The following is a 21221-nucleotide window of genomic DNA, read 5'->3' on the forward strand; positions in this document are numbered from 1 at the left end:
CGTTCTACTGCGCCCGCACCATCCGCACCAAGCCTTCGCCCCTGCGGTGGCCTATCGCGGTGGCGACCGCCTCCGATGAGTGGTCCGCTGCAACGAGCGCTGCGGCTATCGCAGCCCCGACCGGCGCCGTCGCCTCGAGCGGATGACCAAGAAGGTCGCCGAGCGCATGCAGTTTGCTCTGAGGAGCAAGGGCAGAGAGGGCGCTCCGCTCCTCCTCGGTCGCCCCGGCAACGCCCGTTGCGCCCGAAAGGACGATCGCGTCCGGGCCGATCCCGGATTCGCGCCAGAGGCGCTCCAGGGTCGATGCGACGGCCTCTCTGTCCCGACGGGTTCGAGCGGCCTGCACAGGTTTGAGCTCGGCCTGGATCGCCGCGCCGCGCCTCGCCGCGTGCTCGTGAGACTCGAGCACGAGGAAGGCGGCGGCCGAGCCCAGGATGAGCCCGCCACCCCGTTCGGGCCGCTCCCATACGGGTGCAAAAGGCTGCTTCCAGAGATAGCCGCCCAGCTCGAAGATCAGAATCGAATCGGCCCGCTCGGCATTGTAGGAGCTGCCGACCAGCATCGCATCGACCTGGCCCGAGGCGATGCGGGCCTGGGCGATTCTGAGCGCGTCGACGCCGCACATCTCCTCGCCCATGAACGTCCGCGAAGCGCCGGTCACGCCGTGCACGATCGAGATGTTGCCGGCGAGCAGGTTCGAGAGCTGAGCGAGGAAGAGCGTCGGCCTAAGATCGCTCATCAGCCGTTCGTTCAGGAAGGCGCCCGGGTCCGAGGCGTTCCGCAGTCCCGTCAGGATCTGGCCGTCGACGGCATAGTCGCGCTCGCCTCCGCCGGCCGCCACGATCATCTGCATCCGGGCTTTCGCCTCGGCATCGTCCTTCAGCCCCGCTGCTTCCAGTGCGAGACCGGCCGTGTAGACGCCCAGGCGCTGCCACGGCTCCATCTGCCGCTGGTCGGACTTCTTCGCGATGTGCCGGTCCCACTCGATGGGCGGCATGGGATGGACCGGGTAAGGCGCGAAGCGGTCCGTATCGATCCGCTGTCCGGCCGGAGAGGCGAGCGCCTGCAGGTGCGCCGCGACACCCTCGCCGACGCTGGAGACGAGTCCAATCCCCGTGACGACGACAGGCCGGGTCACGCCGAAGCCTCGGCCGGCAATCCGATGCGGCGCGCCTGATCCTTCATCCGCTCACTCAAACCTGGAGGAAAGGGCATAGTGCGAAACCGCAACTCGGCATCGGCGATCTTCTTGCCGGCCGAGGTGATGCTTGCCTTCGTGGCCATGTAGCCCGAACCCTCATGCTCCAGCCGCGCTGTGATCTCCAAAGCTGCGCCCGGCGGCACGAAGTCCCGGAATCGGGCGCGGTCAACGGCCATCAGGAAGGGCATCATCTCAAAGCCCGTGAGGGCGAGGATGAGGTAGCCCGAGGCTTGGGCCATCGTCTCGGTCAGAAGCACACCCGGTACGAGCGGATGATCCGGGAAGTGACCCTCGAAGACCGGACTATGGTCCGGAACCGTCGAATGCGCCTCGATGCGCCTCTCAGCCCGGTCTAGCCGGGCCACCCGGTCGATCATCTCGAAATATTCGAGGCGCATGGATCAGAGGACCGGGCGGTAGGGGACTAAGCGTGCGCAGGAAGAGGCGCGATCCTTCTCGAAAGCGGGACCGCGGCGGACCGTTTCAGGTGTTCTTGGCCGCGACGAGCGCGTCAATGCGGGCGACCAGATTGCGGATGACGAAATACTCCTCCGCGGGAGTCTTCCCTTCGTTCACCTCCTGGGTCCACTGCTCGAGCGGGAGCTTGATGCCGAACGCCTTGTCGATTGCGAAAGCGATATCGAGGAAGGCGAGCGAGTCGATCCCGAGATCGTCGATCGCGTGGCTCTCGGGGGTAATCTTCTCGCGCGGGATGTCGGCGGTCTCGGAGATGATGCCCGCGACCGTCTCGAATGTAGACGACATAACTCGAATCTCTCGTGAGCCCCGCCGGTTCGGTCCGGGGCTCGGGTCGACGAGGGATTACACGACGGGTTCCCCGCGAGCAACCTGACGAGGAGCGCCCTGCCTACCAGCCGGGGAAACGGTTCGCGACAAAAAGCGCCAATCCGAGAATCGCCGCTCCGGTGGCGATGGCGAAAGCAGGCCCCACCAAGTCGCTCGCCTCGTCGTCTTTCAACTCCTCGAGCAGGACCGGCTCGTGCTCGATCACCGGTCCGAAATCGCGCAGCTCCTGCTCGATGCGCCAGATGAGCATCGCCTCGCGATCCTCGTCGGGGTTTGCGGAGGCGGGCAGGGCTGCACGCTGCATCAGAGACGCCCTTGAAAAAGTCTCCGAGTCGGATCGGCGGATTCACGACTGATCCGTAGACGCAGGAAGATCCCCGCTGGTTCCGTGCCGATCGCGCAAGCGACAGCACGATTCAACTCCAGGATAGAAGCCTTAACGCATGATAATCGGCAGCATTCATCTTGATGCGAACCAGAGCCCGCCAATAATCAAGAGTGCGACAACCCCGCTCCATGCGAGGCGACGGAGGATCGCTTGCCACGCATAGTCCGGCGATTGGGAAAGGAGTTCGATCTCCTCGTCCGAATCCAGAGGTGGATCCGATTGTTCGCGGGGGCTGGTCATCGGTGGCGATCAGCCTCGCGGACGCGGCGCAGCACCTCGTCGACGGGCTCTCCGACGCTGAGCGGGGCCGCTCCGCTGACGCCGATCAGCGTTCCCGGGCGGCGGCCTTCCTCGTTGAAGGAGGAGATCGCCGTAATCGCACAAGCATTCACATAGATCGGCTTTGGCCCGCCGATGCCCGCGTAGGCTGTCAGGGCGATGAGCACCGGAAAAGGGCACATTCCGTATGTCTACCGAAGGACCACGGCCTTGTACCAGAGCCAGACCAGCAGGGGGACCAGCTTGGCGGCGTGCCGAGTTGGCCCCGAGACCCTGGGTCATCCGATCCGGAAAAGCGGTTCACCTGTGACAGCGGCATAGGTGAGCGTCACGCCCGCGCAAAAGCCCAGCATGACGCCCCGCCAGAATCCCCAGGGCTCGGCGCGCGCCTGCGTGGCGAAATCGGCTACCGACACTTCAAAGAGATCGCGGCGTCGACGGGCCGGTCGGCGCTGGGTCGGTTCCTCTGGAAGGCCGAGCAGGTCCGAGTCCGAAGGTCCGCCCTCTTCCGCGATCCATCGGTCAAGGAGCGCCAAGGCATCCGAGCGACGCTCTCCGGACTGACCGGCAGGTGTCGAGCCAACCGCGCTGCCCGCCATCTGACGCTCCTGGTTCAAGCGGCTAGGCAACCGCGAGGCATTTGTTCTGTACCATACGCAGACCAGGGCAGGCCCGGCCCGCCACCACGCTTGCATGGAGAACGTAAACCTCTCGTCTCCCGTGGGAGAACGACACCCGCCTGTGTGGTGGAAACGTGGTACCGCCGCCCCGGCTCGAACGGGGGACCCCCAGATCCACAATCTGGTGCTCTAACCAACTGAGCTACGGCGGCCCGGGCGCTTCTGAGGAGCGCGTAGGCGATGTATCGCCCTCGGCCTCGGAACACAAGGTCTGCCGCGGTCTCAATAGCGGTTCTGGAACCGCTCGGCCCGCAACTGCCCGTGCTTCGGGATCAATCCGTAATCCAGCACCAGGGGAACCCAGCTGTCCTCGCTGTAGACGGGGCGCGAGAAACAGAGCGTCCCGGCGTTGTCGGCAGCAAACTTCTCCATGCTCCGGTAGCTCTTCCCGGCCTCGCTGTGCCCCTGGTTCACGTCCGAGCGTTGCGGGAATAGATTCGCGTCCAGCCCACCACCCTGACCGTGGCTCATGAAGTGGCCACGATCGTACTTCCCCTCGTAGAGGCGGAAGAAGCGATCTCGCCAGGACTCGCTCGCGACATCACTCGGATCCTTGCCGAGGAAGCCTGCCATTCGGCTGCTGTCGCGCTTGCCTGACTTCTTACCTGCCGTCCCGAACGCGACGACCGTGCGGGAGGCTCCTACGTCGAAGAGGAAGCGATATCCGTGATCGCTGAACTCGAGGGTATCCGACGTGCTGCCGGGCATCTCCGCGTAGTCGTCCAGCCAGACTTCGATAAGCGGCTTCCAGAAATCCGCCTGAATCTTCGTTGGAAGCTCCGCGGAGTTGACGGCTGCGGCGACCTCGGCGGGCTGGAATCGCGTGGGGAAGCCACCCAGGAGGGGCGGCATGCGGAATTCCCGCCGCTCGCGCGCGGTCGCGGCGCAGATCCGGCCAGCAACTGCCTGACGAATGAAGAGCTGGACGACGTCCTGGTCGGACCAACTCGGTTCGGCGTCCACCATCCGCCTGATGTCCGGAAGGACATTTCCGAGATCCTGCAACGCAACCCAACGCCCGATCTCGTCCTCGGAGCGAAGCCGGGCAGCCTGCAGCCATGGGGCGGACCTTGACCAGGGCGCAGCGACCAGCGCCTCGCGATGCCCTCGCATGACGATCGCGAACGGGTGAGCCGCGACGACCTCGTCAACGGTGTCGCTGAGCGTAGCCATCCCTCACCTCCACGAGCAGGACAGGGCGTCTCTGTGGATGGTACGCCCAAGCTTAGATTTCGCGAAGCGAATCCGGCGTTCCGTCGGGTGACCTTCCGGGCCACGAAGCGGAAACCTGCGGGCGCAAAGCCATGACCGATTTCGCCAGTTCCTATCTCGGCCGGCTGAGGGCGGCAGTCGGAAGCCGTTTGCTGCTGGTTCCCGGGATGCGCATCGTCGTCGAGCGTGGGGATGGCGCGATCCTTCTGCAGCTTCGCTCCGACTATCGTCTCTGGGGCCTGCCGGGCGGCGTTCCGGATGAAGGGGAGGGGGCGGACGAGACGGTGATCAGGGAGACCCTGGAGGAGACAGGAATCGAGGTTGTCGATCCCAAGCCGTTCGGCTTCGCGTGCGATCCGGCGCACGAGGTGTGGACCTATCCGAACGGCGACCAGTGCCACTACTTCACGCTGCTCTACGCGGCGCGGCGCTTCACGGGCGCTGTGATCGCCGGCAACGAGGAGAGCCTTAAAGTCGGCTGGTTCCCGCCGGACGACCTGCCGCCTCTCCTCCCCGTCATGCGCCGGACGCTCGATGCCTATGCGCTCTATCGTGCAACAGGCGTCTTCCAGATGATCTGAGCCCACGCCGTGTTGACCCGACGCTCCGGATGCCGGAAGCGGTGGGCCAGCAAGGGGCCGCGCCGGCCCGAAGGCGGAGGAAACCCAAGATGGCCCCCGGAAAGCGCAGCTATCGCGTCGCGGTCATCCCCGGAGACGGGATCGGCAAGGAGGTCGTACCGGAAGGCGTGCGCGTCCTGGAGAAGGTCGCCGCGCGACACGGCTTCGAGCTGAAGCTCGACTGGTTCGATTTCGCCTCCTACGACTACTACGCCAAGCACGGCCGGATGATGCCGGAGGATTGGAAGGACCAGGTCGGCCGGCACGATGCCATCTTCTTCGGGGCAGTCGGCTGGCCGGAGAAGATCCCCGACCACGTCTCGCTCTGGGGCTCGCTCCTCCTCTTCCGGCGCGAGTTCGACCAGTACATCAATCTCCGCCCGGTCCGGCTGATGCCGGGCGTCAAGTGCCCGCTCGCCGGCCGGGAGCCGGGCGACATCGATTTCTGGGTCGTCCGCGAGAACACCGAGGGCGAGTATTCAGCCATCGGCGGGCGCGCCTTCCCGGGGACGGACCGCGAGTTCGTTCTGCAGGAATCCGTCTTCACGCGGACGGGTGTCGATCGGGTCCTGAAATTCGCCTTCGAACTCGCGAAGTCCCGGCCGAAGAAGCACCTGACCGCGGCGACCAAGTCCAACGGCATCTCGATCTCCATGCCCTACTGGGACGAGAGGCTCGAGGCGATGGCCGCCGGCTACCCGGACGTGCGCTGGGACAAGTACCACATCGACATCCTGACGGCCCATTTCGTCCTGAACCCTGACCGCTTCGATGTGGTCGTCGCGTCCAACCTCTTCGGCGATATCCTCTCGGATCTCGGGCCGGCCTGCACCGGAACGATCGGCATCGCGCCCTCCGGCAACATCAACCCGACTCGCGAGCATCCCTCCGTGTTCGAGCCCGTGCACGGCTCTGCGCCCGACATCGCGGGACAGGGGATCGCGAACCCGATCGGCCAAATCTGGTCTGGCGCCATGATGCTGGAACATCTCGGCGAAACTGACGCGGCGGCCGAGATCGTCGCCGGCATCGAGCGCGTGCTGGCCGAACGCACACTGCGCACGCGGGACCTCGGCGGTAATGCCGATACCGAGGCCTGCGGACGGGCCGTCGCAGAGGCGATCGGCTAAGCAGTGGAGCGCCGGTCCGCCACCGCGGACCGGATCGTCCTCGACGGCGCCGCTATCCGCGCTGGTCACTATCGGGATCCCGCCATTTTCCCCAAAGCGAGATCAGGATCGGAATGATGTCGCTGGTCCGGGATATCGGGCGGCGTCTCTACGCCCAGCCTTATCTGCTGCTTACGCTCACGCCCCTCATCTGGGCGCTCAATGCCGTCGCGGGACGTGCGCTCGTCGGCGAGGTATCGCCCATGGTAACGACGATCCTCCGATGGGGGCTGGTCATCATCATCCTGGGGATCATCGCGCGTCGCCAGATCGTAGCGGAGAGATATCTCCTGGCTCGTCACTGGCGCTTCATCCTGGTGATGGGCGCCGTCGGGTTCACAGGTTTCAACGCGCCGCTTTATCTTGGGGCGGCGACCACGACCGCCGTGAACATCGGCATGATCCAGGGAGTCATGCCCGCACTCGTGCTGGCCGGAAGCTTTCTCGCTTATCGCACTCCCTTCACGCCTCTCCAGGTCTGCGGCCTTCTAGTGGCAGTCCTCGGAGTTGGGGTAGTCGTGAGCCATGGCGAGATACAGCAATTGAAGGCGCTCCAGATCCGGGAAGGCGATCTGTTGATCCTTTTCGCTTGCGTGCTCTACGCCGGCTATACGGTCGCTCTACGGCGGCGCCCACCCATCTCGGCCTTTGCCTTCTTTGCCGGCCTTTCGCTTGCGGCCTTCCTCAGCACCATTCCGCTCGTTGGGCTCGAGATCATGGCCGGCACCATCCGGTGGCCGGGCCCGAAAGGGTGGGCGATCCTCCTGATGCTCGCGATCGGTCCCTCGCTGATCAGCCAGATCTTCTACATGCGCGGCGTCGAGCTGATCGGGCCCGGACGGGCGGGACTGTTCGTGAACCTCGTGCCCGTCTTCGCCGCGATCCTCGCCGTGCTCCTCCTCGGCGAGGAATTCGCCGCGTATCACGCAGTCGCGCTGGCGCTCGTGCTCGCCGGAATCGCTCTCGCCGAGATCGGAAAGCCGCGGAGCCCGGCTTGAGGCAGCGGCGCTCGATGAGGCCGCTCAGAATCTGAGCGGCTTGGCCTGTTTGACGCCCGGGATGGTCTGGATGCGGGCCAGCACCTCGGGCGGGACCTCGCCGTCCACCTCCACGAGGGCGATGGCCGAGCCGCCCGGCTGGTCGCGGCCGAGCGCGAAGGTGGCGATGTTCACGCCCGCGTCGCCGAGCGTCGTCGCAAAGCGCCCGATGAAGCCCGGCTTGTCCTCGTTCGAGACATAGATCAGCGACGGCGCGAACTCGGCATCCACCTTCAGGCCCTTTACGTCGACGATGCGCGGCTTGCCGTCGGCGAAGACGGTGCCTGACACCGAGCGTTCCTGCTTCTCCGTCACGACCGTGACGGTCACGAGGGAATCGTAATCGCCGTCCTGCTCGCGGGTCACTTCCTCGACGACGATGCCGCGCTCCTTAGCGACGGAGGGGGCGGAGACCACGTTCACCTCGGCCAGCATCGGGCGCAGCAGGCCGGCAACGGCCGAACTCGTCAGTGCCTTTGTCTTCATCCCGGCAACCTCGCCCTGATAGGTGACGCGGACGAGCTTCAGGCCTGTCTCCGTGAGCTGGCCGGCAAACGATCCGAGCTTTTCGGACAGGGCGATGAACGGGCGAAGCTTCGGCGCTTCCTCGGCGGTGATCGACGGGAAGTTCACCGCGTTCTGGATCGCACCCTTGATGAGATAGTCCGACATCTGCTCGGCGACCTGGAGAGCGACGTTCTCCTGAGCTTCGCTGGTCGCGGCCCCGAGATGCGGCGTGCAGACCACGTGCGGGTGGCCGAAGAGCGGGTTCTCCGTCGCGGGTTCGGTCGAGAAGACGTCGAAGGCGGCGCCGGCGACATGGCCGGAATCGAGGGCGGCCCTCAACGCCACCTCATCCACGAGGCCGCCACGGGCGCAGTTCACGATGCGCACGCCCTTCTTGGTGCGGGCAAGCGCCTCCGCCGAGAGGATGTTGCGGGTCTTCTCCGTGAGCGGGGTGTGCAGGGTGATGATGTCTGCCCGGGCGAGCAGCTCGGGCAGTTCCACCTTCTCGACCCCGAGATCGAGGGCCCGCTCCGGTGACAGGAAGGGATCGAAGGCGATCACCCGCATATGCAGGCCCTGCGCGCGGTCGGCGACGATCGCTCCGATATTGCCGCAGCCGATGATCCCGAGTGTCTTGCCCGTGATCTCCACGCCCATGAAGCGGTTCTTCTCCCACTTGCCGGCCTGCGTGGAGGCGTCGGCGGCCGGGATTTCGCGGGCGAGCGCGAACATCATGGCGATCGCGTGCTCTGCGGTCGTGATCGAGTTGCCGAAGGGCGTGTTCATGACGATCACGCCGCGGGCGGTCGCGGCCGGGATGTCCACGTTGTCGACCCCGATGCCGGCGCGGCCGATCACCTTCAGGGCGCTCGCCTGCTCCAGGATCTTGGCTGTGACCTTGGTGGCGGAGCGGATCGCCAGGCCGTCATACTGGCCGATGACGGCCGCGAGGCGGTCCTTGTCCTTGCCGAGATCGGGCTGGAAATCGACCTCTACGCCGCGGTCCTTGAAGATCTGGACGGCGGCTGGGGACAGGGCGTCGGAAATGAGGACGCGGGGCATGGAAGGCTCCAGGCTGGCCGCCGCTCACCCCGGCGCAGGCCGGGGTCCAAGATTGCGCCTGGATCCCGGCTTGCGCCGGGATGAACGGGGCGGATGTCAGTGTGCGGTGAGGTCGCCCCGCAGCATCGCCTCGACGTCGCTGCGGAGCAGGAGGACCCCGTAATCGGAGCCCGGATTGAGGACGAACTCGGTGCCCGGATGGCGCAGGAAGAGGTCGCGGACCTTGTCGGTCGCGATGAAATGGTCCGCCTTGTACTGCGCCTGCGCCCGGATCGGGGCCGAGAAGATCGGAAGGTAAGTCTTGCCATCTTGCACGACGGGCTCGAGCTCGAGCCGGACGTCAGGCGGAACGACCGCCTGCCCGTTCGCCCCGACCTCGATGCGGCCGTTTGCGGGCAGGAGCGCCAGGCAGACCTCCGAATCCAGGAGTTCCCGGAGGAACGCGTCTCGGTAAGCCGGCTCGTGCGCAGCGCGAACGAGTTCGACCTCGAGCTCGTTCTGCGGGGCGAAGCCGTCGGACCCGATCTCGTCCGTCATGGCTCAGGCGGCCTGGGCGAGAAGCATCGCCTTTTCCTGCGCGAAGGCCCAGTCGAGCCACGGCGTGAGCGCCTCGAGGTCGGAGGTCTCGACCGTCGCCCCGCACCAGATGCGCAGGCCTGCCGGAGCATCACGGTAGGCGCCGATATCGAAAGCGACGCCTTCCTTCTCCAGCGCGGACGCGATGCCCTTGGCGACGGATGCGACGACATCCTTGCCCTTCGCAACCACCTCCGGGTCCGCGATCACGAGGCAGACGCTCGTGTTCGAGGCGATCTCGGGGGATTTTGCGAGGTTGGCGATCCACGGCGTGCGGGCGACCCAGTCGAGGATCACCTTCGCGTTCCGGTCCGAGCGAGCGACGAGCCCGTCAAGGCCGCCCTCGGCCTTCGCCCAGTTCAGCGCGTCGATGTAGTCCTCCACGCAGAGCATGGAAGGCGTGTTGATCGTCTCGCCCTCGAAGATCCCCTCGATGAGCTTGCCGCCTTTGGTCATGCGGAAGATCTTCGGCAGCGGCCAGGCGGGCGTGTAGCTCTCCAGCCGGGCGACGGCCCGCGGCGAGAGGATCAGCATGCCGTGCGCGGCCTCGCTGCCGAGCGCCTTCTGCCAGGAGAAGGTGACGACATCGAGCTTCGGCCAGTCGAGCCGCTGCGAGAAGGCGGCCGAGGTCGCATCGCAGATCGTCAGACCTTCGCGATCGGCTGCGATCCAGTCCGCGTTCGGCACGCGAACACCCGAGGTCGTGCCGTTCCAGGTGAATATGACGTCGCGCGAGCTCGCGTTGACCTCGCGGAGATCCGGCAACTCGCCATAGGTGGCCTTGATGACGCGGGCGTCGGTGAGCTTCAGCTGCTTGACGACATCCGTCACCCAGCCTTCGCCGAAGCTTTCCCAGGCGAGAAGGTCTACCGGCCGTGCCCCGAGCAGGGACCAGAGCGCCATCTCGACGGCACCGGTATCGGAGGCGGGCACGATGCCGATGCGGTAATCGGCCGGGACCTGCAGCACCTCGCGGGTCAGGTCGATGGCGAGCTTCAGCTTAGCCTTTCCGACCTTGGCGCGGTGCGAGCGGCCGAGGGGCGCGTCGCTCAGTGCTTCGGGTGTCCAGCCGGGGCGCTTCGCGCATGGGCCGGAGGAGAAAAAGGGCGTGCGCGGGCGATCCGCGGGACGCGTAACGGGCATCGTGGCCATATGTAGTCCATCCTTCCAGATGGGCGCCCCTCGGTGGGGAGGGGTCTCCCGCCGGCCCGTATCTGCCTCGTCGCCCGGAAGGTCAAGGCGGCGTTCGGTTCCCGCATAGACCTATGCGGGACTTCCATTATGGATGCGGTGCAGCATGATGGGGCGGAGGGAGCGACGGATGACCACAGAGACGCGCCGGGACAAGCCCTGGCTGTTCCGCACCTATGCTGGCCACTCTACGGCCGCGGATTCGAACGCGCTCTATCGCCGCAATCTCGCGAAGGGGCAGACGGGGCTGTCCATCGCCTTCGATCTCCCGACCCAGACGGGATACGACCCTGACCACGAACTCGCTCGCGGCGAGGTCGGGAAGGTCGGCGTCTCCATCGCGCATATCGGCGACATGCGGGCGCTGTTCGACGGCATCCCGCTCGCGCAGATGAACACGTCCATGACGATCAACGCGCCGGCGGCGTGGCTGCTGGCGCTCTACCTCGCCGTCGCGGAAGAGCAGGGCGCCCCGCTCGCCGCGCTCCAGGGCACGACCCAGAACGACATCATCAAGGAATACCTGTCGCGGGGCACCTACGTGTTCCCGCCCGAGCCCTCCATGCGGCTGACCAAGGACGTGATCCTGTTCACGACCGGCGAGGTGCCGAAGTGGAACCCGATGAACGTCTGCTCCTACCACCTGCAGGAGGCGGGGGCGACGCCGGTCCAGGAACTCGCCTTCGCGCTCGCAACCGCGATCGCTGTCCTGGACACGGTGAAGGCCTCGGGCGAGGTGGACGAGGCCGGCTTCGCCGATGTCGTGGGGCGCATGTCCTTCTTCGTGAATGCCGGGCTCCGCTTCGTGACCGAGATCGCGAAGATGCGGGCCTTCGCCGAGCTGTGGGACGAGATCACGCGCGACCGCTACGGCATCGCGGATCCGAAGAAGCGGATGTTCCGCTACGGCGTCCAGGTGAACTCGCTCGGCCTCACGGAGCAGCAACCCGAGAACAACGTCCACCGCATCCTCATCGAGATGCTGGCCGTGACCCTGTCGAAAAAGGCGCGTGCGAGGGCCGTTCAGCTCCCGGCCTGGAACGAGGCGCTGGGCCTGCCGCGATCATGGGACCAGCAATGGTCGCTGCGCATGCAGCAGATCCTCGCCTTCGAGACCGACCTCCTGGAGCATGACGACCTCTTCGACGGCTCGAAGGTGATGGAGGAGAAAGTCGAGCGGCTGAAGGCGGAGGCCAGGGCCGAGCTCGCCCGGGTGGACGCGATCGGGGGCGCCATCGCTGCGGTCGAGACGGGGCTGCTGAAGCGGGCGCTGGTCGAGTCGAATGCCGAGCGCATCGCGCGGGTCGAGGCGGGCGAGCAGGTCGTGGTCGGCGTCAACCGCTTTCAGGAGGGCGAGCCGTCGCCGCTCGTCGCGGGTGAGGGCACCTTCCTGGCTGTGCCAGAGACGGTCGAGATGGAGGCCGTGCACAGGATCCGAGCCTGGCGGTCCTCGCGCGACAAGGCGGCGGTGGCTGCGGCCATCGCGGAGCTCGAGGCTGCGGCGCGCGAGGGGCGCAACATCATGCCGCCCTCGATCGCGGCCGCGAAGGCGGGCGTCACGACGGGCGAGTGGGGCGAGACGCTGCGCGAGGTCTTCGGGCAGTACCGCGCCCCGACCGGCGTGACGGTAGAGACGCGCAGCCAGGCTCCAGGGGAGGACGTGAAGCTGGTCATCGCTGAACTCGGGGAGAAGCTGGGCGAGACGCCGCGCCTCGTGGTTGGCAAGCCCGGGCTGGATGGCCACTCCAACGGCGCGGAACAGATCGCGCTTCGCGCGCGGGATGTCGGCATGGAGGTGGCGTATGACGGAATTCGCCAGACCCCGGCGGAGATCGTCGCGCGGGCGGCCGAGACCGGCGCGCACATCATCGGGCTCTCCATCCTGTCCGGCTCGCACGTTCCCCTGGTGCGCGAGGTCATGGCGCGCCTCAGGCTGGAGAACCTCGACCATATCCCGGTGGTGGTCGGCGGGATCATCTCGGCGGAGGACGAGCTCGTGCTCAGCAACATGGGCGTCGCGGCCGTCTATACGCCGAAGGATTACGAGCTCGACCGCATCATGATCGGCATGGCGCGGGTGGTTGAACGCTCGCTGGCGCGGCAGGCGGAAACGCGGAGCAGCCAAGGCGCCCCGCGCGCCCGGGCCGACAAGAGAGTCACGCGTTCGGTTTGAGTGCGGAGCTCGCGTGCGGCGGAGGGCGCGCCAAGTTCTCCGCCCGGCCGCCCTGGATGTGTTAACGTCGATTCTACCGTCAAATCGAGGAGCCTGGGTAGACCGTTGGCCGAAGGCATGTCCGAGCGCTCAACACCAAGGACCCGGACGCTGCTCCGGGCGCGGGTGGAGTTCGCCGGCGGGGCGCAGACCGTCGATTGCACGGTGCGCGACCTGTCCGAAAGCGGCGCGCGCCTGCAGATCCCGGAAAGCGCCGTGCTGCCGCCCAGGTTCACGCTGTTCGTGCCCAAGCACGCGCGGCGGTATCAGGCCCTGCTCCGCTGGCACCGCGAAGGGTTCGCCGGTGTCGAATTTGAGAAGGACGGCGAGGGCCAGGCTGCCGCCGAGCGCCCGGGCGAGGACCGCGTCGCCAAGCTCGAGGCGGAGGTGGCGCGGCTACGGCGCCTGATCGAAGCCATCAGGGCCGATCCGAGTCAGGCCAGGCTGCTCCTAGAGCGGTTCGATACGACGCTCACCTGACGTAAATGGCCGGGCGCTGGGCCCGGCCACAAGATGCCTCAAGGGCAGGGATGGCGTATGCCGTCGTAGCCGAGATACGTCCCGGAAGCCGGGTCGTACGACTTGAAGCGCTGCATGCAGTAAGCGATCGCATCGTCGGCGGGCGGCGCTGCATAATAGCCGGGCGCCGGGGCGGCCTGCGAGGCGATCGCCCCGCCGATCAGCGCGCCGGCAGCAAGACCGCCGATCAGCGGCGCCGCACCGTAGCCGCGGCGGTAGTACCCGCCGCGATAACCGTAGCGCGGGCCGTAATAGCCCCGGCCGTAATATCCGCGGCCTCCGCGCACGCCGCGGCGCCATTGGGTGTACTCGGTCTTCACACCGGAGGCGTCGAGCCGCTCGGCCGTAATTGGCGCTGCCGATGCGCTCGTCGTGGCGGCGCCGGAAAGGAGACCCGCGGCGCCGAGCGCGGCAGCCGCAATCGTCGTGGTCAGAATCTGTCGCATCTTTCCCAATCTCTGGAAGGCCCATCAACGGGGCAGGTATGGGCCAACGAGGTACTACGGAAAGGGTTCAACTCTGCGCCGGGCGAAGCGCTTCAGTGACTTAGCGGGCGGCCGTCCGCTCTGAGCCAAAGCGAGACGGCCGCGAGTGCAGCCGCGCCTGCAAGGTGAACGAGAATCTGGCCGCCGGCGCTCGTTCCCGAAACGGACATGACGAGGGCGAGGTCGCAGGCGGGAATGATGAGGCTGGCGGCTAGGACCGTGCTCAGCGCGGCCCGCGTGCCGAATGCCACGAGGCCGAAGATGTACAGCGCCAGTGCGAGATCACGAAAGGCGATCGCCCGGACATAGGCGAGAGCGACGGGGTGGTTCGTTTCGATGCCGAAGATCCAGGCGCCGAGCTGGGGTGTGGCCGCGAAGACGACCCCGATTGCAAGAAAGGCCGCCCCGAGGAGGAGGGCCGCCCAGGTGGAAGGGGCTGAGAGGGGCAACCCCCTCCAAGAAGAGGGGCGGAAGGTCAGCTCGTGAGGCCGGCGAGGGCTCGCTCGGCCAGGAGCTTGGGATCCGAATAACCCTGGCGAGCCTCGTCGATGATCCGCGACGCGAGTTTCCGACGCAGGGCATGGCTCGGTACGTCGAGTTGGACGCTGCCCTCGTCGATCGAGGAAAGAGCGGTTTCGTAGGCCTGGGTCAGGTTGGCGATCTCGGCCGGGCCGAAGACGGCACCGGCATTGCGGAGGAGAGTGGCTGGCATTGTCACATCCGAATTTGTAGGCCGACCCCCGCGATTCAAGGACCACGGAGAAGAGCGGAGGCCGGCCAGGGCCGATTTCGCAGCCCGATTCGGACTACATCACCGGAGGAGGCCGGAAGCTCTAACGGTTGTTAGTGACAGGGGAGACGTCCCGGCCTCGAGGCCGGGACTCGCCCTCGTCCGGGCCAGGGCGGTGTAGCGCGACCCATCCCCGCAGATCCGCCGCGTTGTCCGCCGCCGCGGCTCGGTGCGATATGGCGGCGACAACAATCGCCGCGGACATAGCCGCTCAATGCTCATGCCCCGTCTCGCGCCCCTGATCGCCGCGCTTGCGCTGGCCGCTCCCGCGGCAGCTGAGCTCAGGGGACATGGCGGTCCCGTCCGCGCCCTCGCCATCCTCGAAGGTGGCGCTGCAGCCGTCTCCGGCAGCTTCGACCAGTCGGCAATCCTGTGGAATCTCCGGACGGGAGAGGCGGCGGCCGTCCTTCGGTTCCACGAAGGCTCGGTGAATGCCGTCCTGGCTCTCCCCGATGGCCAGTTCGCGACCGCGGGCGAAGACGGGCGGATCGCTCTCTGGCGGCGGGACAGGGGCGAACCGGTCGAGGTCTTCCAGGCCCATAAACGGCCAGTCGTGGGACTGGCGCTCTCGCCGGACGGAAGGCGGATTGCCTCCGCATCATGGGACGGGACCGCGCGCGTTGGCCCTGTCGGGGGCGGGGAAGCCCGGCTGCTGGAAGGCCATCAGGGCCAGGTGAATGCCGTCGCCTTCCTGCCCGACGGGCGCCTCGTCACGGCCGGCTATGACGCGACACTCCGCATCTGGCTCGAAGGGGAGGGCTCTCCCGCAATCCGGACGCTCCCGACGCCGCTCAATGCGATCGCGGTCGCCCGGCAGGGCGAGATCCTGGCCGGCGGGGCGGATGGGGTGCTGCGCATCCTGAACCCCGCTGGCGAGGTTCGGACGGAACTGGATCTCGATGCGGGGCCGATCCTGGCGATCGCGGTCACCGGGGATGGCGAGCGCGCCGCTATCGCCACGCTGCGCGGAGCCGTCGCGCTGGTCGATTGCCGCACCGGCCGGGAGACCGCGCGGCTCGTCGGCCCCGGTCTTCCCGTGTGGTCCCTGGCCTTCGCCCAGGACGGGGAGGAACTGCTGACGGGCGGGGGCGATCGCCTGGTCAGGCGCTGGAACGCCCGGACGGGAGAGCATATCGGGCCGGTGGTGATGGCGCGGCCCGCCGAGCTGAACGCGGTTGCCGGAAGCGAGCGCGGCGCGGAGGTCTTCAAGGCCTGCGCCGCCTGCCACACGCTGACCCCGGACGGCGGCAACCGCGCCGGACCGACGCTGCATGGCGTCTTCGGCCGCAGGATCGCGACGCTGCCGGGCTACAATTTCTCGCCGGCCCTGAAAGCGCTCGACATCACCTGGAATGCCGAGACCATCTCGAAACTCTTCGAGGTCGGGCCGGCGCGCTACACGCCCGGCACCAAGATGCCGGAGCAGACGGTGGCGGCGGAGGACCGCAAGGCGCTCGTCGAGTTTCTCGAGAAGGCGACGCGATAGGCCGGGTCAGGCCGTTCCGGGCTCGCTGCGGGCGGCGATGTAGTCGTCGGTGGTCCGCGGCCTGCGGCCGGCGCCCTCGTGCGGATCGAAGCTGGCATTCACGACCGCCTCCACCCGGCAATCCTCGCACATGGTGAGGACGCGCGTGCGCGCCTCGCCCTCGGGGCCGGCGAACATCCAGTGGCTGCCGGAAAGCTTGGCGATGACGCGCTCGATGGCGCTGCGGGTCCCGAACGGCTTGGCGCAGGAGGTGCAGTGGAAGGGCTCCTCCTCCTTCACCACCCGCCGGCCGTTGTTCCAGGCCGCGAAGTCGATCTGCGGCTGGAGCGTGATCACATCCTCCGGGCAGGTCTGCGCACACAGCCCGCACTGCACGCAGAGCGTCTCATCGAAGGAGAGCAGCGGCCGGTCGGGGTTGTCGGCGAGCGCGGCCGTCGGGCAGGCGCCGACGCAGGACAGGCAGAGCGTGCAGTTCTCGACCTCGAAGCCGAGGCCGCCGAAGGGCGCGCCGGCAGCGAGCGGAATCACGTCCACGGGCTCCGGGGCAGCCCGGTGCAACTCGCGGAAGGCGAGTTCGAGCACGCCGCGCTTCTCGCCGGCCATGATGAACGAGGCGGGTCTGTCGGAGGGGCGTCCGAGCGGCGCGGAATCCAAGAGGGACCGGAGTTCGTCCGGGTCGTCCGTCGCGAGGAGCGACACCGGCGCCGCGCCGTAGCCGAGAGCGCCGAGCACGGTGTTCGCGAGATCCACGACCCGCAGGGTCGGCGCGAGGTCGTGCTTCGGCTTGCCGCGGACCAGCAGCCGTGCGCCCGCGGCGCCGTAGGAGAAGAGGGCAGCCAGCGTCTCGGGCCCGACCTGCGTCACCTCGTTGACCCGGACCGGCAGCACGTTCGCCGGCAGCCCATCCCCGAACCGGGCGAGCGCCTCGATCAGCGGTTCGCCATGGTCGCCGTCATGGAACAGCACCACCCCGTTCCGTCCGCCGGCATCCCGGTAGGCCTGCATGAGCGTGCGGAGCCTGCGGGCGAGCGCATCGACCTTCGGCAGGGCATAGGAGGCGGCGCCGGTCGGACAAACGGCGGCGCAGGAGCCGCACCCGGCGCAGATATACGGGTCGATCGCCACATGGTCGCCGGCCGGCGTGATGGCGCCCGTCGGGCACGCGTCCAGGCAGCGGGTGCAGCCCGTGATGCGCGAGCGGGAATGGGCGCAGAGGCCTGCCTTGAAGTCGATGAAGCGCGGCTTGTCGAACTCGCCGACGAGATGCGAGGCTTCCGCGATGAGGCGCTCCACGGCGGCGGGATCGCGCGGGTCGGCCCGCAGGTAGCCGCTGCGCAACTCGTGCGCCGGGAAGAGGGGGACCCCGCCCGAGAGATCGATCACGAGGTCGCAGCTGGAGGTGGCGCCATCGCGCGCCATGCCGAAGGCGAGCGCGCGCCGCGACGATGGGGCGGGCAGGGCGTAGTCGTCGATCCGCAGCTCGAAGGCGCCGAGATGGCCCTTCGCCCCCATGATCGTGCCCTTGAGCACCGGAAACTCGGTCGCCCGCGGCGGCACGACATCCGCCGGGCGGGTGAGGAGCACGGTGATGTCCAGATGCGGCGCGAGGCGGCGGGCCGCCTCGATCGCGACCTCGTCGCGGCCATAGACGAGCGCCACGCCCTCGCTCGCGAAGCTCACCGTGGAGATCGGGGACATGGGCTCGGCGGCGGCAGCAAAGAGCGCAGCCATCTTGGGACCGGCCGCCTTGGCGTCCTTCGACCAGCCCGCGTTTTCGCGGATATTCGCCACGCTGATCCGGTCGGCGGCGCCGGCCTCCTCCGCGATCTCGGTGAAGAGTGGGGCCTGGTAGGCGCATGGCACCGTGATCGCCGCTCCCGTAGTCAGGGCGGTCTTGAAGCGATCCAGCTCGCGGCCGCAGAGCTGGTCGGCCTCCTGCAGCCTGCCGCCGCAGCCGGATGCGATGGCTCGCCCATCGAGCGGCATCGTCTCCTCGCAGGAGCAGGCAAATACGACGCGGTCGGTCACGGAAGTCCAAGCCTCAGGGCGCGGCGCTCTGCGCCTCGCAATATCCCACGGGAACTTATACTAGAATCGCTCGAAGGTAATTGGACACTTCCTCGCAGTATCGACCGGCATGACCGCTTCCGCCGTCCGGAGCTCCGAGCCGCGCCTGCACCTGCCGCCGGCCTTCACATGGGTGGCGCCGGCCGCGGACGCTGCCGTGCATGACTTCGCTTGCGCCATCGCGCCGCGGCTTGGCGCGGGTACGCTGGCGAGCCGCGCTGGCGAGCGCTGGTTGGAACTCGCCGTGGTGCTCGAGCCCGAGGAGCCCCTTCGGCTAGCGCGCCGCGCCATCCTGCCCTGCATGGTCGGACTCGCCGAGGCGGTCGGGGCCTGCGCACCGCCGGAGAAGCCGGCGGCGCTCGACTATCCGGACGTGATCCGTTTCGACGGCGCCAGGCTCGGGGGAGGGCGCCTCGCCTGGCCGGGGGGCTGCGGCGAGGACGAGGTGCCCGCTTGGCTCGTCTTCTCCGCCATGCTGATCGCCTCGAAGAGCCATGCCGGCGATCCCGGCCTGACGCCGGGCACGACCGCCCTCGACGAGGAAGGCTTCGAGCCGGATGCCCCGGCTGCGATCGTAGAGGCTTTCGCCCGCTACCTGATGCTGGGCTTCGACGCCGTGCGCGAGAACGGCTTCGAGGGCTGGTCGGACGCCTACCGGCGCTGGCTGCCGGAGGGGCGGGCTATCCGCATCGACGCAGGCGGCAATCTACGGCCTGTCGAAGGGGCGGCGATCGAGCTCGCGTCGGCGCTCGCCGGGATGGCCTGGCTCGATCCACAGACCGGAGCGCCCCGGCTGTGACGGTCACCAGGCTTCCGCGGACGATCCGGCTCGATCCCTCCGACACCTTCGTATTCGAGCATCCGGCCGAGCCGGGCGAATGGGCCGTGACGGGCTCCTTCCTGTTCCTCGATGCGGATCCCGCGACACTGTCGGGCAAGGCTCGCGCGGCGTTCCGGTCCGGATTCGCAGGCGTGTCCTCGCTCGGCTTCTCGACCCTGGTGGTCGTCAGCGAGGCGAGCCCGGCAGAGGTGGAGGACGCGACGGCGACCCTGGCCCGCCACATTCGGGACAAGCTCGGCGCGCCGGACGACGAAAGCGCGCGCGCCGCCGCCGAGGAAGAGATCGCCGCGGCGGCCTCGCTGTGCGGGCCGCCCGTGAATACGGTGCTGGCGATGCACCGCACGCTCGAGGACGGCCAGCTGCGCGAGCAGTTCCGGACGCTCACCCCGAAGGAGCCGAGCCTGCCAGGCTCCGACCGGCTTCATGCGAGCCTGCGCGTGTTCCAGTTCGTGGAGGCGGATGACGAGCCGGAGGAGCGGATCGACCTCGCCGGCCTGATGGCGGAGAAGCCGGCGTGAGGGAGTTCTGGGTTTCGAGCGGGCATCACCTGACCCGCAGGACGGAGGGCGGCGGCCTTGCCGTCACGGACGAGTTGCTGCTCGCCATCCTGGCCCGCCCGGAGCTGCTGCCGCCCGAGGAGGCCTGCGAGGCCGAGCGCGCATTGCATGGGAGCCTCACGGCTGACCCGCGCCGCCCGGTCGCGGCTGCCGAGGTCACCGCGATCACGGACGAGGATGCGCGGGAAAACTGGTCCGTCATGCTGGCGTTGCGCGAGACGCTTCTCGCTTCGCCTTCGGTCGAGGCGGCCTATCTGAAGCTCGTCCGGGCGAAGCCGATCACGACGCCGGCGATCTTCCTGAACCAGCTCGTCCACCTCATACTCCGCAACGCGCTCGATGGCTGCGAAGACCCCTATGTCCTGCGCGCCGCCGAGCTGTTCTTTCGCCCGCAGCGCGTCTCGGTGACCGGCGAGACAGTCCTGCTTGCCGATGCCGAGCTGATCGATGCGGAGGAGGCGGGCGGCCATCGCTCGCCCCTGACGGCGATGCTCGGGCGCGAGCCGGTGACCGAGCTCGACGTCCTGGATGACGAGACGGCCTGGACCTACTGGAGCCGCTCGGACGCGTTCTCCATGGCGCTCAACCTCAACTCCAACCCCAAGTCGCGGGAGGGGCTCGCCCGCGCGATCGAGGCTTGGCTCCGGCACCTCCTTCACCTGGAGGTCCGGGTCGAGCCGGTCGCCAGGGTGCAGGACGAGGATTGGCGCTGGTTCGTGGGACTCGATGCCGAGGCGACGCGGGTCGGCAACGCCGTCTGGAACGGCGAGAAGCTCTCGGGGGAGACGCTGTCGCGCGTGCTCGCCATGTTCCGGATGAGCGTGCCCGACTCCTCCCGGATCGACCCCAAGGTGGCGGGACACCCCATCTACCTGTTCATGGCCATGAATTCCGAGCGGCGGCTCACCGTGAAGCCGCAGAACCTCGTTGTCGGCTTGCCGCTTGCGGCAAGGCAGGTGCCCGCATGACGATCCCGACAGACGAACCGGCGGCCCGCTGCACGGTGGGCATCGTCGTCGCGAAGCGCAAGCTCTCCAACCCCTGGGCGGATCATGCCTGGCTGCCGGTCGCGGCGCTGCCGGACGCCCCGGACACGCCGCCCTGGACCCGGCTTTCCGCGGATGAGCGGGAGGAGCTCTTCTACGCGGGCGCCTTCGAGGTCTCCTTCCAGCGCGGCGAGACCTCGCATTACCGCGACAACCTGACCTCGGGCCAGCCTTCGCTCTGGGTGTCGCTGCGGCCGGTCGGCGGGGAGGATCATGAGATCGCGACCGTCACGCCCGATCCATACGAAGGGGAATCGCTGGCCGAGGGAATCGGCGAGATCGTCGAGGCGGTGCCGATGCCGCCCGAGGTGCAGGCGCGGCTCGCCGCCTTCGTGGAGGCTTTCCACGTCGAGCGCACCTTCTTCAAGCGCAAGCGCGACCGTGCCGATTCCGAGGCCCTGGCGCGCCGCATTCCCGGCCAGGGGCGGGGAGGGGGAGGCGAGCCGTGAGTGGCGAGGATGGCGGTTTTCTCACGCGCTGGTCGCGCCG

At 67.9% G+C, this 21221-nt stretch carries 24 protein-coding genes and 1 tRNA gene; 10 read left to right on the forward strand and 15 right to left on the reverse strand.

Features of this window, described 5'->3' with window-relative positions; all coding sequences use genetic code 11:
* Positions 1–4: 4 nt before the first annotated feature.
* The 8 genes from ACO2SS_RS08350 to ACO2SS_RS08385 form a co-directional block, all read right to left on the reverse strand.
* On the reverse strand, positions 5–1138 hold the full coding sequence (locus ACO2SS_RS08350; protein WP_423277146.1) for a beta-ketoacyl-ACP synthase: 1134 nt from the start codon (positions 1136–1138) through the stop codon (positions 5–7).
* Entirely contained in the window at positions 1135–1599 is a 465-nt protein-coding gene (locus ACO2SS_RS08355) for a 3-hydroxyacyl-ACP dehydratase FabZ family protein (protein ID WP_423277147.1), read from the reverse strand. Before ACO2SS_RS08355 ends, ACO2SS_RS08350 begins: the two co-directional genes overlap by 4 nt.
* Positions 1600–1684: 85 nt before the next feature.
* Positions 1685–1966: an acyl carrier protein gene (locus tag ACO2SS_RS08360; RefSeq protein ID WP_423277148.1), complete on the reverse strand. Its 282-nt coding sequence runs from the start codon at positions 1964–1966 to the stop codon at positions 1685–1687.
* 103 nt (positions 1967–2069) lie between these two features.
* Positions 2070–2258: a hypothetical protein gene (locus tag ACO2SS_RS08365; RefSeq protein ID WP_423277149.1), complete on the reverse strand. Its 189-nt coding sequence runs from the start codon at positions 2256–2258 to the stop codon at positions 2070–2072.
* Between the two features lie 374 nt (positions 2259–2632).
* Positions 2633–2857, reverse strand: coding sequence for a hypothetical protein (locus tag ACO2SS_RS08370; RefSeq protein WP_423277150.1), 225 nt, complete (start codon positions 2855–2857; stop codon positions 2633–2635).
* Between the two features lie 96 nt (positions 2858–2953).
* Complete coding sequence (locus ACO2SS_RS08375; RefSeq protein ID WP_423277151.1) at positions 2954–3274, reverse strand: hypothetical protein; 321 nt, start codon at positions 3272–3274, stop codon at positions 2954–2956.
* A 156-nt stretch (positions 3275–3430) separates the two neighbouring features.
* Positions 3431–3507: transfer RNA gene (locus ACO2SS_RS08380), tRNA-His, on the reverse strand.
* A 70-nt stretch (positions 3508–3577) separates the two neighbouring features.
* Complete coding sequence (locus ACO2SS_RS08385; protein WP_423277152.1) at positions 3578–4528, reverse strand: hypothetical protein; 951 nt, start codon at positions 4526–4528, stop codon at positions 3578–3580.
* 131 nt (positions 4529–4659) lie between these two features.
* Here ACO2SS_RS08385 and ACO2SS_RS08390 point away from each other — a divergent pair, with 131 nt between their 5' ends.
* From ACO2SS_RS08390 to ACO2SS_RS08400, 3 genes are all read left to right on the forward strand, one after another.
* Positions 4660–5148, forward strand: coding sequence for an NUDIX domain-containing protein (locus tag ACO2SS_RS08390; protein ID WP_423277153.1), 489 nt, complete (start codon positions 4660–4662; stop codon positions 5146–5148).
* Positions 5149–5237: 89 nt separating this feature from the next.
* The gene (locus ACO2SS_RS08395; RefSeq protein ID WP_423277154.1) at positions 5238–6317 is read left to right on the forward strand and encodes a tartrate dehydrogenase; all 1080 of its coding nucleotides are present in this window, start codon (positions 5238–5240) and stop codon (positions 6315–6317) included.
* A gap of 113 nt (positions 6318–6430) precedes the next feature.
* Entirely contained in the window at positions 6431–7354 is a 924-nt protein-coding gene (locus ACO2SS_RS08400) for a DMT family transporter (RefSeq protein WP_423277155.1), read from the forward strand.
* 24 nt (positions 7355–7378) lie between these two features.
* On the opposite strand, the gene serA is transcribed toward ACO2SS_RS08400, so the two are convergent.
* From serA to ACO2SS_RS08415, 3 genes are all read right to left on the reverse strand, one after another.
* Positions 7379–8962 (reverse strand): phosphoglycerate dehydrogenase, encoded by a 1584-nt coding sequence (gene serA, locus ACO2SS_RS08405; protein ID WP_423277156.1) that lies wholly within the window; start codon positions 8960–8962, stop codon positions 7379–7381.
* A gap of 96 nt (positions 8963–9058) precedes the next feature.
* A complete protein-coding gene (locus ACO2SS_RS08410; RefSeq protein WP_423277157.1) occupies positions 9059–9499 on the reverse strand; it encodes an SseB family protein in 441 nt (146 codons plus the stop codon).
* 3 nt (positions 9500–9502) lie between these two features.
* The gene (locus ACO2SS_RS08415; RefSeq protein ID WP_423277182.1) at positions 9503–10681 is read right to left on the reverse strand and encodes a phosphoserine transaminase; all 1179 of its coding nucleotides are present in this window, start codon (positions 10679–10681) and stop codon (positions 9503–9505) included.
* 178 nt (positions 10682–10859) lie between these two features.
* On the opposite strand from ACO2SS_RS08415, the gene ACO2SS_RS08420 reads away from it, so the two are divergent.
* Together ACO2SS_RS08420 and ACO2SS_RS08425 are read left to right on the forward strand one after the other, a co-directional pair.
* Positions 10860–12902 (forward strand): protein meaA, encoded by a 2043-nt coding sequence (locus ACO2SS_RS08420; protein ID WP_423277158.1) that lies wholly within the window; start codon positions 10860–10862, stop codon positions 12900–12902.
* Positions 12903–13007: 105 nt separating this feature from the next.
* Positions 13008–13421, forward strand: coding sequence for a PilZ domain-containing protein (locus ACO2SS_RS08425; RefSeq protein WP_423277159.1), 414 nt, complete (start codon positions 13008–13010; stop codon positions 13419–13421).
* A 38-nt stretch (positions 13422–13459) separates the two neighbouring features.
* Here ACO2SS_RS08425 and ACO2SS_RS08430 read toward each other — a convergent pair whose 3' ends face one another.
* The 3 genes from ACO2SS_RS08430 to ACO2SS_RS08440 form a co-directional block, all read right to left on the reverse strand.
* A complete protein-coding gene (locus ACO2SS_RS08430) occupies positions 13460–13906 on the reverse strand; it encodes a BA14K family protein (protein ID WP_423277160.1) in 447 nt (148 codons plus the stop codon).
* Between the two features lie 92 nt (positions 13907–13998).
* On the reverse strand, positions 13999–14394 hold the full coding sequence (locus ACO2SS_RS08435; protein ID WP_423277161.1) for a DUF4267 domain-containing protein: 396 nt from the start codon (positions 14392–14394) through the stop codon (positions 13999–14001).
* 26 nt (positions 14395–14420) lie between these two features.
* The gene (locus ACO2SS_RS08440; protein ID WP_423277162.1) at positions 14421–14657 is read right to left on the reverse strand and encodes a hypothetical protein; all 237 of its coding nucleotides are present in this window, start codon (positions 14655–14657) and stop codon (positions 14421–14423) included.
* Between the two features lie 292 nt (positions 14658–14949).
* Here ACO2SS_RS08440 and ACO2SS_RS08445 point away from each other — a divergent pair, with 292 nt between their 5' ends.
* Positions 14950–16221, forward strand: a complete 1272-nt coding sequence (locus ACO2SS_RS08445; protein ID WP_423277163.1) for a c-type cytochrome — start codon at positions 14950–14952, stop codon at positions 16219–16221.
* A gap of 6 nt (positions 16222–16227) precedes the next feature.
* Here the strand turns inward: ACO2SS_RS08445 and ACO2SS_RS08450 are convergent, their stop codons facing one another.
* Complete coding sequence (locus ACO2SS_RS08450; protein ID WP_423277183.1) at positions 16228–18207, reverse strand: 4Fe-4S binding protein; 1980 nt, start codon at positions 18205–18207, stop codon at positions 16228–16230.
* 151 nt (positions 18208–18358) lie between these two features.
* Here ACO2SS_RS08450 and ACO2SS_RS08455 point away from each other — a divergent pair, with 151 nt between their 5' ends.
* Genes ACO2SS_RS08455 through ACO2SS_RS08470 form a run of 4 tightly spaced genes read left to right on the forward strand, consistent with a single transcriptional unit; the run spans position 18359 to position 21181 of the window.
* Positions 18359–19087, forward strand: coding sequence for a biotin/lipoate--protein ligase family protein (locus ACO2SS_RS08455; RefSeq protein ID WP_423277164.1), 729 nt, complete (start codon positions 18359–18361; stop codon positions 19085–19087).
* The gene (locus tag ACO2SS_RS08460; RefSeq protein ID WP_423277165.1) at positions 19084–19647 is read left to right on the forward strand and encodes a DUF6505 family protein; all 564 of its coding nucleotides are present in this window, start codon (positions 19084–19086) and stop codon (positions 19645–19647) included. The genes ACO2SS_RS08455 and ACO2SS_RS08460 overlap by 4 nt, the downstream gene beginning before the upstream one ends.
* Positions 19644–20654, forward strand: coding sequence for a DUF6352 family protein (locus ACO2SS_RS08465; protein ID WP_423277166.1), 1011 nt, complete (start codon positions 19644–19646; stop codon positions 20652–20654). Before ACO2SS_RS08460 ends, ACO2SS_RS08465 begins: the two co-directional genes overlap by 4 nt.
* A complete protein-coding gene (locus tag ACO2SS_RS08470) occupies positions 20651–21181 on the forward strand; it encodes a DUF3305 domain-containing protein (RefSeq protein ID WP_423277167.1) in 531 nt (176 codons plus the stop codon). The genes ACO2SS_RS08465 and ACO2SS_RS08470 overlap by 4 nt, the downstream gene beginning before the upstream one ends.
* Positions 21182–21221: the final 40 nt, after the last annotated feature.

Source organism: Enterovirga sp. CN4-39, from assembly GCF_049446235.1.
Classification (GTDB): Bacteria; Pseudomonadota; Alphaproteobacteria; order Rhizobiales; family Beijerinckiaceae; genus Enterovirga.

Bases quoted from the DNA above. Each gene is read 5' to 3' on its own strand.
- ACO2SS_RS08355 (WP_423277147.1), bottom strand. From the start codon at position 1,599: ATGCGCCTCGAATATTTCGAGATGATCGACCGGGTGGCCCGGCTAGAC.
- ACO2SS_RS08360 (WP_423277148.1), bottom strand. From the start codon at position 1,966: ATGTCGTCTACATTCGAGACGGTCGCGGGCATCATCTCCGAGACCGCC.
- ACO2SS_RS08365 (WP_423277149.1), bottom strand. From the start codon at position 2,258: ATGCTCATCTGGCGCATCGAGCAGGAGCTGCGCGATTTCGGACCGGTG.
- ACO2SS_RS08370 (WP_423277150.1), bottom strand. From the start codon at position 2,857: ATGTGCCCTTTTCCGGTGCTCATCGCCCTGACAGCCTACGCGGGCATC.
- ACO2SS_RS08375 (WP_423277151.1), bottom strand. From the start codon at position 3,274: ATGGCGGGCAGCGCGGTTGGCTCGACACCTGCCGGTCAGTCCGGAGAG.
- ACO2SS_RS08385 (WP_423277152.1), bottom strand. From the start codon at position 4,528: ATGGCTACGCTCAGCGACACCGTTGACGAGGTCGTCGCGGCTCACCCG.
- ACO2SS_RS08390 (WP_423277153.1), top strand. From the start codon at position 4,660: ATGACCGATTTCGCCAGTTCCTATCTCGGCCGGCTGAGGGCGGCAGTC.
- ACO2SS_RS08395 (WP_423277154.1), top strand. From the start codon at position 5,238: ATGGCCCCCGGAAAGCGCAGCTATCGCGTCGCGGTCATCCCCGGAGAC.
- ACO2SS_RS08400 (WP_423277155.1), top strand. From the start codon at position 6,431: ATGATGTCGCTGGTCCGGGATATCGGGCGGCGTCTCTACGCCCAGCCT.
- serA (WP_423277156.1), bottom strand. From the start codon at position 8,962: ATGCCCCGCGTCCTCATTTCCGACGCCCTGTCCCCAGCCGCCGTCCAG.
- ACO2SS_RS08410 (WP_423277157.1), bottom strand. From the start codon at position 9,499: ATGACGGACGAGATCGGGTCCGACGGCTTCGCCCCGCAGAACGAGCTC.
- ACO2SS_RS08415 (WP_423277182.1), bottom strand. From the start codon at position 10,681: ATGCCCGTTACGCGTCCCGCGGATCGCCCGCGCACGCCCTTTTTCTCC.
- ACO2SS_RS08420 (WP_423277158.1), top strand. From the start codon at position 10,860: ATGACCACAGAGACGCGCCGGGACAAGCCCTGGCTGTTCCGCACCTAT.
- ACO2SS_RS08430 (WP_423277160.1), bottom strand. From the start codon at position 13,906: ATGCGACAGATTCTGACCACGACGATTGCGGCTGCCGCGCTCGGCGCC.
- ACO2SS_RS08440 (WP_423277162.1), bottom strand. From the start codon at position 14,657: ATGCCAGCCACTCTCCTCCGCAATGCCGGTGCCGTCTTCGGCCCGGCC.
- ACO2SS_RS08445 (WP_423277163.1), top strand. From the start codon at position 14,950: ATGCTCATGCCCCGTCTCGCGCCCCTGATCGCCGCGCTTGCGCTGGCC.
- ACO2SS_RS08450 (WP_423277183.1), bottom strand. From the start codon at position 18,207: ATGCCGCTCGATGGGCGAGCCATCGCATCCGGCTGCGGCGGCAGGCTG.
- ACO2SS_RS08455 (WP_423277164.1), top strand. From the start codon at position 18,359: ATGACCGCTTCCGCCGTCCGGAGCTCCGAGCCGCGCCTGCACCTGCCG.
- ACO2SS_RS08470 (WP_423277167.1), top strand. From the start codon at position 20,651: ATGACGATCCCGACAGACGAACCGGCGGCCCGCTGCACGGTGGGCATC.